Below are 14,628 nucleotides of genomic sequence, written 5' to 3'. Positions count from 1 at the left end.
TGTAAGTTCTCTACACTGATTAAGAGGTATTCTTTACTTTGGACAGGAACAGGTGAAAGAAGGGAAAGACTTGAACTTAACGGATTTAGCTAACCACATTCAATTGATTAATCAACCAAACTTACAAGCCATCCCAGTGACCCATGTGACGACCGACTCGAGAGAAGTCGTCCCTGGGACGCTGTTCGTCGCCATCAAAGGCTATACGGTCGACGGCCATGACTATGCCGAATTGGCGGTCAGTAAAGGGGCCGTAGCCGTCGTCAGTGAGCGTCCGCTCGAATTGAGCGTACCGAACTTGATCGTGCGCGACAGCACACGATCGGTCGGCCTCTTAGCGTCGGCGTTCTATCAGTATCCGTCTGAACAGATGCGTCTGTTCGGGATCACGGGAACGAACGGCAAGACGACGACAACGACGATTCTGCGCGACGTCCTCACCGAGCTCGGTCATAGCACCGGATTGATCGGCACGGTCGAGGTCCGCATCAACGATACGGTCGTCCCGAGTAAAAATACGACGCCGCAAAGCTCGGAGCTGCAACAGTTGCTCGCCCGGATGCACGCAGAAGGCGTGACCGATGTGATGATGGAAGTGTCATCGCACGGACTCGAACTTGGCCGCGTTATCGGGACGGACTTTGATATCGTCGGATTCACGAACTTGACGCACGACCATCTCGATTTCCACGGCACGTTCGAGAACTATGCGCGAGCGAAAGGCTTACTGTTCGCCCAGCTCGGACAGATGGCGTCACGTCACAAGGTCGCCGTACTGAACGCAGACGACCCGTACAGCAAGCTGTATGAGACGATGACAGGGGCGCGAGTGATTACTTATGCGATTGACACGATGGCAGACGTGACGGCATCAGATATCGTTCAGACGCTGTCAGAGACGAGCTTTTGCCTCAACTATCAAGGCGAACGCCATCCGTTGACGGTTCAATTCATCGGCCGCTTCAACGTGTATAACATCTTGCTCGCGACAGGTTGCCTACTCGCGGCTGGGTATCGTTTGCCTGAAATCGTCCAGGCGCTCGAAGCGATCCATCCGGCCAAAGGACGGATGCAACGCCTCGATGTGCCGGGCTATAACGTCTATGCGGATTACGCCCACACGCCCGACGGCATCGAGCAATGCTTGAAGTCACTTGTCGGCGTGCCGAAAGAGAAGATCGTGTTCTTGATCGGGACAGGCGGAAATCGGGACGTCACGAAGCGACCGACGATGGGAGAGATGGCCTCGAAGTATGCGGGAACGGTCGTCATCACGACGGATGATCCACGCTTTGAAGCCTACGACTCGATCACGAGCGGCATCGCTGCCGGGATGACCCACGACAATTTCGTTGAGATCGGGGACCGCGAAGAAGCGGTCCGCTACGCGGCCAAATTGGCCGAGTCCGATAACATCGTCGTCCTGGCCGGCAAAGGGCATGAGAAATATCAAATCATTGGCAATGAGAAAATTCCGCTAGATGAAGAAGCGATCGTCCGAGCGACAATTTTGAAGACGGAGGAATCATGATTTATGGCAGTACAACCGATCACCTTGACAGAGAAAGAGCATGACGAGTTCGTCAAAACACATGACCGCGGGGACTTGCTTCAGCTTTCGAGTTGGGCCAACGTCAAACGACAAAACGGCTGGTTCGCCGAGCGGATCGCCGTCGCGACCGATGGTGTGACGAGCGGGGTCGCGTTACTCTTGTTCAAACGCGTACCGAAACTCCCATTCACGCTTTGCTATGCACCGCGCGGCTTTGTCGTCGACTATGACGACGTGGCTTCTTTGCGGGCGTTGACCGAGGAAGCGAAGCGGGTCGCCAAGACGAACAAAGCGATCGCCGTGAAGATCGACCCGAATATCGATCGGGAGGAAGTGCCTGGTCTCTTGACCGAGATGGCAAGTCTCGGTTTTGTCCATAAAGGATACGGGGGCGGGTTCGATTACGCCCAGCCCCGGTTCACGATGGAGACGGACTTGCGTCCGAGCGAGAAAGACATCTTCGGCAAATTTCATCATAAATTCCGTTATAACGTCCGTCTGGCCGAACGAAAAGGCATCGTCTGCACAGAAGTCGGTCGTGACGGGCTCAAGACGTTCGCCGACTTGATGAGAGTGACAGGCGAGCGTGACGGTTTCGCCATCCGCGGCCTCGACTATTTCGAGAACCTATACGATTGCCTGCAACCTGATGACGCGCGCCTATTCTTGACAAAACTTGAACCGAAACTCGCACTCGACCAGCAGATGGCCACGCTTGAAAAAGCAGAGCGGGACCTCGGAAAAATCGAACGGTCACTCGAGACGGAGACGGTCGAGAAGAAACGGACGAGCCTGTTGAACCGTCAAAAGCAGACACGTGAGCAAATCGAGAAGATTCAAGCCGCGTTGCCTGAACTGACGGAGTTGCACGAGAAATACCCGAACGGACTCGTCTTGTCGGGCGGTCTGTTGACGCTTGCCGGACGACGCTCCTATTACCTGTATGGGGCGTCTTCGAACGAGTTCCGTGAGTTCATGCCGAACCATCTTATGCAATGGACGATGATGCAAGCGGCCAAGGCGAGCGGTGCCGAACGCTACGATTTCGGTGGCGTATCGGGTAGTACGGAGCCTGAAGATGAATACGCAGGGCTCTATGCGTTCAAGTCGGGCTGGGGCAGCGATATGATCGAGAAGGTCGGCGAGTTCGACCTCGTCTTGAATCGTCCGCTCTATTTCGCCCTCGAGACGGGATTACCGCTCGTCAAAGGACTCCGTAAACGGTTGCGCCGATGAAATGGACCGGCGTTTTGACGTTCGCGATGACGGCGTTTTTAGTCGGAATCTTTTTAGCGTATACGTTGTCACGTTCGGGCCCGATGCCGTGGGTCGATGAACCGACGTTCGAAGCGGGGATGTGTGAACGCAACCCGGGCTCAGAAGACGTCATCGTCGAGCGCAGTGAAAAGGCGTTCGCGAAGCTGCATCCACACGTACGCGAGCGGAGTGAGTCGTTCGTACGCCTGGCCTACTCGTGCCTCGGCCTCGAGGTCCGCCTGACATCGGGTTATCGTTCGGAAGATGAGCAGAACGCGCTCTACGCTCAAGGCCGCTCCAAACCAGGTCAAGTCGTGACGAACGCCAAAGCAGGCGAGAGCTACCATAACTATGGGCTCGCCGTCGATTTCGTCATCATCCATGACAATCGTGCCGACTACAATCTTGAGTCGGATCACAACCGGTCAGACGAACCCGATTGGCAAGAGTTAGGGGAGCTCGGCAAAGCGCTCGGTTTCGAATGGGGCGGGGATTGGAGAAGTTTCCCGGACTATCCGCATTTACAAATGGACTTTGGCTTGTCGATTCGTCAGCTCGCTTCCGGGAAACGTCCGGACAACAAAGCGACGATGCCGCTCGCCGATGTGATGAAACCTCTCGTCGATTGAACGGAAATGTTGGCATATCAGCAGTTTTCCGATACAATATTTAGTAGCGATAAGTGGACGAAACAGAATATGCAACATCTAGGAGGTTTTTGTTAGTGTCAAAGAAGAAGACAGAGAACGTTAGCGTCTTTGCGCTTGGAGGCGTAGGCGAAATCGGGAAGAACATGTACGTCGTGGAACTAGACGACGACATCTTCGTCATCGATGCCGGCCTTATGTTCCCAGGCGATGAGATGCTCGGGATTGATATCGTCATCCCGGACATTACGTATTTGAAAGAAAATAAAGATCGGGTACGCGCGATTTTCATCACCCATGGTCACGAAGACCATATCGGTGGGCTCAGCTACGTACTCCGTGATTTGAAACATGTTCCTGTATATGGGACGAAATTGACGCTCGGTTTGATCGAGCTCAAATTGAAAGAGGCTGGCTTATTGAAAGAAGTCGACCTCCGTTTGATTGACGCCAAAACGAAATTGACTATCGCTGATCATTTCATCACTTTCTTCCGCGTTAACCACTCGATCCCGGACTGTGTCGGTGTCTGTATCCAAACGTCACAAGGCGCCATCGTACATACGGGCGACTTTAAGTTTGACTACACACCGGTCGACGGGAAACAGTCGGACTTCAACAAGTTGGCAGCCATCGGCCAACGCGGCGTCCTCTGCCTCTTGTCAGATTCGACGAACGCGGAACGCCCTGGACAAACCGGTTCGGAGTCGCTCGTCGGCGCCGAGTTGAACGATGTCATCTATCAAGCCGAAGGCCGCGTCATCGTCGCGTCGTTCGCTTCGAACGTGCACCGTCTGCAACAAGTGTTCGCGGCAGCTGAGGCGAATGACCGCAAAGTGGCCGTCGTTGGCCGTAGCATGGTCAATATCGTCGAAGTGGCCCAGAAGCTGAACTACTTGCGCTTTAAACCGAAGACGCTCGTCGAGCTCTCACAAGTGAATCGTTTGCCTGACAACAAAGTTGTCATCTTGACGACCGGTTCGCAAGGTGAGCCGATGGCGGCCTTGACGCGCATGGCGCGCAACGCCCATAAACAAGTGAACATCCGCTTGAACGATACGGTCGTCATTGCGGCGACACCGATTCCAGGGAACGAGAAGTCGGTCTCGAAGACGATCGACCTGCTGTTCCGCTCAGGAGCGAACGTCATCTATAACCAACGCAAAGTACACGTTTCGGGACACGGTTCGGCCGAAGAACTCAAGCTCATGTTGAATCTCGTCAAACCGAAGTACTTCCTCCCGATTCACGGGGAGTACCGGATGCAGATGGCCCACTCAAAACTCGCCGAGCAAGTCGGTGTGAAGTCGAACAACATCTTCATCGTCGAAAAAGGGGATGTCGTCGAGTTCACGGGACGTAAAGCCCGGATGACCCGGAAAGTACCGGCCGGTAACGTCTTGATCGATGGGATTGGGGTCGGGGACGTCGGTAATATCGTCCTCCGTGATCGTCGTCTCTTGTCACAAGACGGCGTCGTCCTCTGTGTCGTCACGTTGAACCGGAAACAGAAGAAATTGATTTCAGGACCGGAACTCATCTCGCGCGGATTCGTCTATATGCGTGAATCAGAAGAGATGATCTCAGAAGCGAACCGCATCGTCACGAAACAGATCGAGAAGAGTCTCCAAGCTGGAAGTGATTGGACCGAGTTGAAATCAAATATCCGCGAGCGGCTCAGCGTCTACTTGTTCGAACAGACGAAACGTCGTCCGATGATCTTGCCGATCATCATGGAGATTTAAGGAATTGAGATTGAGGCAAAAGTCATCAGACTTTTGCCTTGTTTTTTTAGGAGGAATCTATGGTGGCACAAAAAACGAGAAAAACTCCGGTGAAGCGGAAGCGACCGACGACGAGACGTGCGAAAAAACAGCCGATCCCACTACGTACATATGGCTGGATCGCATTCGTCGTATCGATCACGGCGTTCATCTTCTCCTTGTTCGATTTCGGATGGGTCGGCAATCAGACGTCGCTCCTCGCAACGACGTTGTTCGGGGGCTGGGGGGCACTGACGTATTTGGCAATCGCGTTCACGTTGCTCGTCTTTCTAAATGAGTTTCGCCCGATGCAGCGGACGGGCATCTTGTTCCTGTTCGTCTCGTTTCTCATGTTCGGTGATCTCGTTTGGGGGGGCGAACGGGGTGAGGTAAATGGGGCGCTCTATCGACTCAACCAATATTTGCTCTCCGATTTCGGAATTATTTTTTTAGGGGCCCTTTGCATGATCGTCGGCATCTCGCTGTTGTCTCCGACGATTTGGCGGACACTCGGGGCTAGACTACTGGAGACGAGTACGGCCATCAAACAAGAATGGCACGACCGGGAACGGGTCAAACCGGCCCCGGTGTCAAATCGTAAAAAGGCAGTTTCGGCCCCGGCGAAAGTCGAGCCTGCGCCGACCACGGTCGAAGCCGAGGCTGAAGCAGACGCGGTGACGATGCACGACATTCCGATCGTCGGATTCAGCGAGAAAGTCGTCGCCGAGAAACGTCCGAAAGCGGAAGAAGCGGCACAGGCGGAAGAAGTGACCGAGCTACCAACCGAGGACATGATGATGACGGCGTCACAAGACGTATCGGACACGTATGAGCTGCCGACGTTCACGATTCTCAGCGAGCCGGTCGTGACCGATTTGTCCGGCGAGAACGCCCGCTTGAAAGCAAACGCGACGAAACTCGTACAAACACTCAAATCGTTCGGTGTCGGCGTGAAAGTATTGAAAATTCACCTCGGACCGACGGTGACGAAATATGAACTACAGCCAGATATTGGGGTCAAAGTGAGTCGCATCACCTCGCTAAGTGATGACCTCGCCCTCGCCCTCGCCGCCAAAGATATCCGCATCGAGGCGCCAATCCCTGGCAAAGCGGCCATCGGGATTGAAGTACCGAACCAGGAAGTGGCCCCGGTCTGTCTCCGTGAAGTGCTCGAGGCCGATCCGGTCAAGCGGGAACAGTCGCCACTCCTCGTCGCCCTTGGACGCAGCATCAGCGGAGAGACGGTGACGATTGCCTTGAACAAGATGCCACACTTGCTCGTCGCCGGGTCGACCGGTTCCGGGAAATCGGTCTGTATTAACGGGATGATCGTGTCGCTCTTGATGCGCACGCGTCCCGACGAGGTCCGTCTCATGATGATTGACCCGAAAATGGTCGAGTTGAACGTCTATAACGGTGTCCCGCATTTGTTGACACCGGTCGTGACGGATCCGAAGAAAGCAGCCCAAGCGCTTAAACAAGTTGTTGCCGAGATGGAACGACGCTATGAGTTGTTCAGCCGCTACGGCGTCCGGAATATCGAAGGATATAACGAACTCGTCGATAAGTCTGACGATGAGGACGCGAAGCGTCTGCCGTTCATCGTAGTCATCGTCGATGAGCTAGCCGATTTGATGATGGTTGCCTCGAACGACGTCGAGGACGCCATCATGCGTCTCGCTCAGATGGCTCGGGCAGCGGGAATCCATATGGTGCTCGCCACCCAACGTCCGTCGGTCGATGTCATCACCGGCGTCATCAAAGCGAACATCCCGTCACGGATCGCGTTCGCCGTCTCGTCGCAAACCGATTCACGGACCATCCTCGACGGGGGCGGGGCCGAGAAGCTGCTTGGACGGGGGGACATGCTCATGCTCGCCAACGGGATGAACAAACCGATTCGTGTTCAAGGCGCGTTCGTATCGGACCAAGAAGTCGAAACGGTCGTCAACCATGTCATTGCTCAGCAACGGGCCCAATACGTCGAGGCCATGATGCCGAAAGAAGAAGAAGTCACGACCATTGATTCGGACGATTCACTGTTCGAGGAAGTCGTTCAATTCATTTTGACACAGGAGACAGCTTCGACCTCGATGATTCAACGAAGATTCCGCATCGGTTATAACCGGGCCGCCCGCTTAATCGATTCACTCGAACAAGCCGGGTATGTCGGGCCGTCTGAAGGCTCGAAGCCTAGGAAAGTGCTTATCAACCAACCAGAAGCATAAAAATAAAAAACGAACATTTGGGGATAAATTATCCTGAATGTTCGTTTTTTATTTAACTTGGTAAAAAATCGCCCGATTAGGATGAACGAAGAATAAGTCATGTTGGAACGAACTAATATAGCACATCTGACCTATTCGGGTCATTAAGACATACTACTAAAACTGTTGAATCGCTTTCATTTTTTAATACCGTTTTCATTTTACGATTTCTTTTCAAAGCCTGCCAGAACAGGTAATATAGACTATGAAAAGTACATAATCCCTTCACGTTAAAATATTTCCCTGATTCCGAACAAAAAGTATTGCGTTCTATTTCTCATATCCCTATACTTAATATTGGCAAGGACATTCATACGTCAGATGTCTGAGCACTGGTAAGAAATAGGTAAAGGTGGTGAGGCCCATGTCGATCAAGCTCGATCATCGCTTGCTCTATCTTCGCGTGATTGAGAAAATCAAGCAAGATATCGACGATGGTGTCTATCGTGAAGGAGAGAAACTTCCTTCAGAATTCGAGTTGTCGAAGCAATTAGGAGTCAGTCGAGCGACACTCCGGGAAGCGCTTCGGATTCTCGAAGACGAAAAATTTGTCGTGCGAAAACATGGCGTCGGGACATTCATCAGTTCAAAACCCCCGTTCACTTCAGGGATTGAAGAGCTGTTCAGCGTCACGGACATGATTATGCGCGCCAAAATGACACCAGGAACGAAAGTGTTAGTGGCCGAAAAGGTTCTAGCGACCGAGAGGGAAGCCGAGCGTTTGAAAATCGAACCGAACTCACCGATTTATCGGATTGTCCGGATTCGATATGCGGATGAGACACCAGTCGTCTACTGTGTCGATAAAATCCCAGCCCATCTCGTCTCGAATCCGAAGGCGTTGACGGAAGGGAAGTCGTTGTTTGATGCGCTCGAAACAGAGGTAGGACGTCGGGTCGCATATGCGATCACGCACATCGAACCGAGTGTGAACGCTGAAATCTCGACGCAACTTCAGACGGACCAACCGTTACTGGCATTAAAGCAATTGCATTACGATGAGAGCGATTTACCGCTGCTCGATTCGGCGAACTTTTTCCGAGCGGACCGCTTCGACTTCCACGTCGTTCGAAAACGCGTCTAAGCACGTTCGTTCATTCCGGAAACGGTTATTTTTGGGGAATAGCGTGAAAGCGCTTTCTTATACCGGTGTAAAGACTACTGATGACATGACAACCTTAATTGTTATGATCCGAAAGGGGAAACACGACGATGAACAAGAAAAAAACAATTCTCTCAGCTTTAGCAGCAGGTCTCACACTCTCGACAGTACTCGCAGCATGTGGCGGGGATGACAATGAAGGAGCTTCAAACGGTGAAGGCGGCGGCGAAGGCAGCGACTTCAAAGTAGCCATGGTAACCGATACGGGCGGTGTCGACGATAAGTCGTTCAACCAATCAGCTTGGGAAGGTCTTACGAAATTCGGGGAAGACAACAGCTTGACTGAGAACGAAGGCTTCAAATACCTTCAATCATCAAAACAAGCAGATTACCAGCCAAACTTGCAACAATTGGCGCGCGATAACTTCAACTTGATTTACGGAATCGGCTTCTTGATGGGCGAAGACATCAAAAAAGTTGCTGAGCAGTTCCCAGACAACAACTTCGCAATCGTCGACATGGTCGTGGATGCACCGAACGTCGCATCAATCACGTTCAAAGAGCAAGAAGGTTCATTCCTCGTCGGTGTCGTCGCTGGTCTCACAACGACGACTGACAAAGTCGGCTTCATCGGCGGCGTCGAGTCTGACTTGATCAAGAAGTTCGAGAACGGATACAAAGCCGGCGTCATGGCCGTTAACCCGGATGCGACGATCGACGTCAAATATGCTGAAGACTTCAACTCTGCTGAAAAAGGAACAGCCATCGCTTCAGGTATGTACGGCGCAGGCTCTGACATCATCTATCACGCAGCAGGCGGTACAGGTGTAGGGGTATTCACAGAAGCGAAAAACCGTAGCAAAAATGGTGAAGATGTATGGGTCATCGGGGTTGACCGTGACCAATATGAAGAAGGTCTGCCAGAGAACGTAACGCTTACTTCAATGGTCAAACGTGTTGACACGGCGACTTACGAAGTTTCGAAACTTGCGATGGAAGATAAGTTCCCAGCGGGCGAAATCGTTGAGTTCTCATTGAAAGATGACGGTGTAGGTATTGCTGAAACATCTGATGAGAACGTTTCAGCTGACGTCCTCGCAAAAGTTGAAGAGTACCGTACTCAGTTGATTGACGGAGACATCACGGCTCCAGCAACTGACGCTGAGTTCGAAGAGTTCATGAAAACAGTAAAATAATTCATTGAGTTAGGGGGGACCCATGCGGTCTCCCTTTACTTAAAGTTAGGGGTGGACTTTCTTGGAATATGTAATTGAAATGCTCAATATTCGCAAAGAGTTCGGAACGTTCGTTGCCAACGACAATATCACCCTCCAATTGCGCAAAGGAGAGATTCATGCGTTGCTCGGCGAGAACGGTGCCGGGAAATCGACGCTCATGAACGTCCTGTTCGGTCTTTATCAGCCGGAAGGCGGGGAGATCCGCGTGCGCGGGGAGAAAGTGAACATTGAGAATCCGAACATCGCCAACGAACTCGGGATCGGCATGGTACACCAACACTTCATGCTCGTCGAGAAGTTCACGGTGACCGAGAACATCATCCTCGGCTCAGAGCCGAAGAGTGGACTGACGGTCGACCGGGCGACGGCACGTAAAAAAGTCATGGACATCTCGGAACAGTACGGGCTTCGGATCGATCCGGATGCGAAAATCGAGGACATCTCGGTCGGGATGCAACAGCGGGTCGAGATTTTGAAGACGCTCTATCGCGGGGCCGAGATTTTGATCTTTGATGAGCCGACTGCTGTTCTGACGCCGCAAGAAATTCAAGAACTCATTCAAATCATGAAGCGTCTGATCGAAGAAGGTAAATCCATCGTCTTGATCACGCATAAATTGAAAGAGATCATGCAAGTCGCCGACCGCTGTACGGTCATCCGTCGCGGGCGTTATATCGGTACGATCGATATCGACGAGACGGTCAACGAAGACCGTTTGGCAGAAATGATGGTCGGGCGTGAAGTTAACTTTGATGCGGAATATTCCAAGGCAGATCCACAGCAAGTCGTCCTCGACGTCCAAAAACTCGTCGTCAAAGACAGTCGCGGACTTGAAGCCGTCGACGGCTTGGATTTACAGATTCGTTCAGGTGAGATCCTCGGGATTGCCGGGATTGACGGGAACGGACAGACCGAGTTGATTGAAGCCATCTCAGGCTTGAAGAAACCTGAGTCTGGAAAAATATTGTTGAATGGGAAAGACGTGACCGGGTTCACGCCACGTAAAGTGACGGAGTCTGGTGTCGGCCACATCCCGCAAGACCGTCATAAGCACGGCCTCGTCCTCGACTATACGATTCGGGACAACATGGTCCTCCAAACGTATTATAAAGAGCCGTTTTCGAAGCGTGGTTTGATGAACTATAAAGCCGTTGCGGAGAAAGCGAAAGCGCTGATTGAGAAGTTTGACGTCCGAACTCCATCGGTCGATGTGCCGGCCCGTGCCCTATCAGGCGGGAACCAGCAGAAAGCCATCATCGCCCGTGAAGTCGACCGGTCGCCGGACTTGTTGATTGCGGCGCAACCGACACGAGGTCTTGACGTCGGGGCCATCGAATTCATTCATGAACAGCTCATCAAAGAACGTGAAAAAGGACGCGCCGTCTTGTTGATCTCTTTCGAGCTCGAAGAGATTTTACACGTCGCGGACCGGATCGCGGTCTTATATGAAGGCAAAATTGTCGGGATCCGTGATCCGAAACAGACGACGGAGCAAGAACTCGGCTTCTTGATGGCCGGCGGTAAGAGAGGAGAAGAAACAGTATGAATAAGTTAAACTTTAATCGACTGCTCATCCCGCTCTTGTCGATCTTGATGGGACTTCTCGTCGGGGCGATCGTCATGCTCATCGGCGGCTATGACCCGATTCGAGGGTTCTCGTCGCTGTTCGATGGCATGGTCGGTAGCCCGTATGCAATCGGCGAGACACTTCGCGCCGCAGCACCACTCATCTTCTCAGGTTTAGCGGTCGCATTCGCGTTCCGGACTGGCCTGTTCAACATCGGGGTCGAAGGCCAAGTATTGATCGGTTGGGTGGCAGCCGTTTACGTCGGAATCAACTTTGATTTGCCGATGTTCATCCACTTGCCGCTCGCTCTGCTCGCGGCCATGTTCGCGGCAGCTGCATGGGCGTTCGTACCTGGTTTCTTGAAAGCCAAGTTCCACGTCCACGAAGTTATCACCTCGATCATGATGAACTATATCGCCTTGTACACGACGAACGCGATTTTGCGTAGTGTCATCGGCGTGACGAACGAACGGACCGAGTCAATCAACGATTCGGCGTCGCTCGCGTCGCCATGGCTCCAAGAAATGACGCAGTTCTCACGCTTGCACTGGGGTGTCCTCGTCGCCGTGCTCGCGGCGATCGTCTATTACTACATCTTGCAACGGACGACGCTCGGTTATGAGCTTCGGGCCGTCGGTTTCAACAAACATGCGTCGCAATATGCGGGGATGAGCGTTAATCGAAACATCATCTTGTCATTTGTCATCTCAGGTATGTTCGCAGGACTCGCCGGGGCGATGGAAGGTCTCGGTACGTTCAACGGGATGACGCTCAGTGCCTCATTCACCGGAGTCGGTTTCGACGGGATCGCCGTCGCGCTTCTCGGTGCGAACACGGCCGTCGGTGTCGTCTTGGCAGCCATCTTGTTCGCCGGACTCAATATCGGGGGACTCGCGATGCAGCTCGGGGCGAACATTCCGTCTGAGCTCGTCAAAGTCATCATCGCGGCCATCGTTATCTTCGTGGCGTCGGGTTATGCGTTCAACTACGTGATCGACAAATTCAAAGGAAATCGTAAGAAAGGAGTGGAGAAAAAATGAGCTTCTTAGAAGTCCTCTATATCGTCGTTCCGGTCGCGTTGGCCTATGCGACTCCACTCATCATCGCGGCGCTCGGCGGGATCTTCAGTGAACGTTCGGGTGTCGTCAACATCGCCTTAGAAGGTATCATGGTCATCGGTGCCGCGACAGGGATCATCACGACGCTCACGTTGACAAGTATGGGGCTTGGCGGTCTCAGCCCATGGATCTCGCTCTTGGTCGCCATGGTCGTCGGTGCGCTCTTCTCGCTCTTCTTGGCTGTGCCGGCCATCCTGTGGCGGGCCGACCAGACGGTACTCGGGGTCGCGATCAACATGCTCGCGATCGGTCTCGCCATCTTCGTCGTCCGCGTGCTCTATAACAAAGGCCAGACCGATTTCATCGAGTATCGGATCGCGAAAGAGAACGTGCCGATTTTATCGGATATCCCGGTGCTTCGTATGTTCTTCATCAACGTCCAATACACGTCGTTCATCGCGATCATTCTTGCCTTCGTCGTCTGGTTCGTCATCTTCAAGACGCCGTTCGGTCTTCGTCTCCGCTCGGTCGGGGAACACCCGATGGCGGCTGATACGATGGGAATCAACGTCACGAAAATGCGCTTCATGGGCGTCATGCTCTCAGGAGCGTTCGGTGGTCTCGCTGGCGCAGTGTACGCTGTCACCGTCACGACGAACTTCAGTGGGACGACGATCGTCGGTCAAGGGTTCTTGGCCATCGCCGCCATGATCTTCGGGAAGTGGAATCCGCTCGGTGCGCTCGGGGCCGGCCTCTTCTTTGGTTTCGCCCAAGCGCTATCGATCATCGGAAGTAATTTGCCGGTCATCAGCAACGTGCCGCAAGTATTGCTCTTGATTGCACCGTACGCGCTCACGATCCTCGCCCTCGCAGGTGTCGTTGGACGTGCCGATGCACCGAAATCGGTCGGTATCCCATATATTAAAGGGAAACGCTAATCATCAAAAGGACAAATGTCCATTTCATCCAGGTTGTTTGACGCTTAAGTCAAACAACCTTTTTTGTTATACTGGTGTAGAGGTGAGACAATTGAAAAAATGGTGGCAACTGCTGATCGCTATCGTGCTGAGCGTTTCGCTCGCGGGTTGCTCCGTCGACGACTGGTTCGCCGAACAAATCGACCCGCCGGAATCACTCGTCGAACTCGAGGCCGACTTCCCGTCGGCGTCGGTCCCGCAACAAGTCGCACGGCCGCTCGGCAAGACTGAGACGGTCACGCTCGACCGCGTCATCGATGGCGACACACTCAAAGTCGAGTTCGAGAACGGAGCGACCGAATCGATTCGTCTCTTGCTCGTCGATACGCCGGAGACGAGCCATCCGACACTGCCGGTCCAACCGTTCGGGGAAGATGCGAAATCGTTCGTCGAACGCTGGCTGCCGGAAGGGGATACAGTCACGCTCGAATATGACGTCGGACGCTATGATCGTTATCAACGAACGCTCGCCTACGTCTGGTATGACGATGCGATGCTGAACGAGGAATTATTGCGTCGCGGGTTGGCGCGTGTCGCCTATGTATATGCGCCGAACACGCAACACATCGATGCGTTCCGAGACGTCGAGCGGACCGCGCGTCAAGAGTTGCTCGGGATTTGGAGTCTTGAGGACTATGTGACCGGCAACGGCTTCGACCACGAGGCGACCGAGCCGGCCCAGCCAAGACGGGACACGGACGAGTGCGACATTAAAGGGAATATCAATCGGGACGGAGAGAAGATTTATCACGTTCCGGGTGGCGCGAGCTACGAGCGCACGATCCCGGAAGAGATGTTTTGTTCAGAACAAGAGGCGATTGAGGCGGGTTTCCGGAAAGCAGCCCGATAAAAAAGACATGTGTGCCGAGATGGCACACATGTCTCGCTTATTCGTACTTGAGCGCGTCGCCGTCGAACGATTCGTCCGCGACTTTGATCGAGTCGGTTGGGCACCCTTCGAAGGCGTCCATCAAGTCCTCATACAATTCGTCCGGGACTTCGATCGTGCCCGTGTTGTCGTCCATCAAGTTGAACGCGAGGCCTTCGTCGTCATAGTCGAAGATGTCTGGGGCGGCTGCTCCGCAGGCCCCACATGCGATACATGTATCTTTATCAACAATCGTAAATTTTGCCATTTGTAACCCTCCATACGTTTCGTCTCTCTGCATAGAAATGATTTTCTACTGACTATGAGTAATT

The 14,628-nt window shown here is 53.1% G+C and carries 12 protein-coding genes; 11 read left to right on the top strand and 1 reads right to left on the bottom strand.

Annotation, left to right across the window (positions count from 1 at the left end; genetic code table 11):
• Nucleotides 1-70: 70 nt before the first annotated feature.
• The 11 genes from NMQ00_RS09275 to NMQ00_RS09225 all read left to right on the top strand — a co-directional run bounded on the left by NMQ00_RS09275 (nt 71) and on the right by NMQ00_RS09225 (nt 14,278).
• Nucleotides 71-1,531, top strand: a complete 1,461-nt coding sequence (locus NMQ00_RS09275; protein WP_255176475.1) for a UDP-N-acetylmuramoyl-L-alanyl-D-glutamate--2,6-diaminopimelate ligase — start codon at nt 71-73, stop codon at nt 1,529-1,531.
• A 3-nt stretch (nt 1,532-1,534) separates the two neighbouring features.
• Nucleotides 1,535-2,788: a lipid II:glycine glycyltransferase FemX gene (locus NMQ00_RS09270; protein WP_255176474.1), complete on the top strand. Its 1,254-nt coding sequence runs from the start codon at nt 1,535-1,537 to the stop codon at nt 2,786-2,788.
• Nucleotides 2,785-3,438 carry a M15 family metallopeptidase gene (locus tag NMQ00_RS09265; RefSeq protein ID WP_255176473.1) on the top strand — a complete coding sequence of 218 codons (654 nt, stop codon included), beginning with the start codon at nt 2,785-2,787 and terminating at the stop codon, nt 3,436-3,438. Before NMQ00_RS09270 ends, NMQ00_RS09265 begins: the two co-directional genes overlap by 4 nt.
• 95 nt (nt 3,439-3,533) lie before the next feature.
• Nucleotides 3,534-5,201: a ribonuclease J gene (locus NMQ00_RS09260; protein WP_131434000.1), complete on the top strand. Its 1,668-nt coding sequence runs from the start codon at nt 3,534-3,536 to the stop codon at nt 5,199-5,201.
• A gap of 59 nt (nt 5,202-5,260) precedes the next feature.
• Nucleotides 5,261-7,447, top strand: coding sequence for a DNA translocase FtsK (locus NMQ00_RS09255; protein WP_255176472.1), 2,187 nt, complete (start codon nt 5,261-5,263; stop codon nt 7,445-7,447).
• Between the two features lie 403 nt (nt 7,448-7,850).
• On the top strand, nt 7,851-8,570 hold the full coding sequence (locus tag NMQ00_RS09250; RefSeq protein WP_131434004.1) for a GntR family transcriptional regulator: 720 nt from the start codon (nt 7,851-7,853) through the stop codon (nt 8,568-8,570).
• A gap of 128 nt (nt 8,571-8,698) precedes the next feature.
• A complete protein-coding gene (locus NMQ00_RS09245; protein ID WP_255176471.1) occupies nt 8,699-9,784 on the top strand; it encodes a BMP family lipoprotein in 1,086 nt (361 codons plus the stop codon).
• A gap of 61 nt (nt 9,785-9,845) precedes the next feature.
• Nucleotides 9,846-11,372 carry an ABC transporter ATP-binding protein gene (locus NMQ00_RS09240; RefSeq protein ID WP_255176470.1) on the top strand — a complete coding sequence of 509 codons (1,527 nt, stop codon included), beginning with the start codon at nt 9,846-9,848 and terminating at the stop codon, nt 11,370-11,372.
• On the top strand, nt 11,369-12,433 hold the full coding sequence (locus NMQ00_RS09235) for an ABC transporter permease (RefSeq protein WP_255176469.1): 1,065 nt from the start codon (nt 11,369-11,371) through the stop codon (nt 12,431-12,433). Before NMQ00_RS09240 ends, NMQ00_RS09235 begins: the two co-directional genes overlap by 4 nt.
• Entirely contained in the window at nt 12,430-13,389 is a 960-nt protein-coding gene (locus NMQ00_RS09230) for an ABC transporter permease (protein ID WP_255176468.1), read from the top strand. Before NMQ00_RS09235 ends, NMQ00_RS09230 begins: the two co-directional genes overlap by 4 nt.
• Before the next feature lie 82 nt (nt 13,390-13,471).
• Nucleotides 13,472-14,278 carry a thermonuclease family protein gene (locus NMQ00_RS09225; protein ID WP_255176467.1) on the top strand — a complete coding sequence of 269 codons (807 nt, stop codon included), beginning with the start codon at nt 13,472-13,474 and terminating at the stop codon, nt 14,276-14,278.
• A 37-nt stretch (nt 14,279-14,315) separates the two neighbouring features.
• On the opposite strand, the gene NMQ00_RS09220 is transcribed toward NMQ00_RS09225, so the two are convergent.
• Complete coding sequence (locus NMQ00_RS09220) at nt 14,316-14,564, bottom strand: ferredoxin (protein WP_021067177.1); 249 nt, start codon at nt 14,562-14,564, stop codon at nt 14,316-14,318.
• Nucleotides 14,565-14,628 lie beyond the last annotated feature (64 nt).

It is taken from the genome of Exiguobacterium aurantiacum (assembly GCF_024362205.1).
Taxonomy (GTDB): Bacteria; Bacillota; Bacilli; order Exiguobacteriales; family Exiguobacteriaceae; genus Exiguobacterium; species Exiguobacterium aurantiacum_B.
Note: the sequence above shows the minus strand (reverse complement) of the source record. Positions and strands in the feature narration are given on the sequence as shown.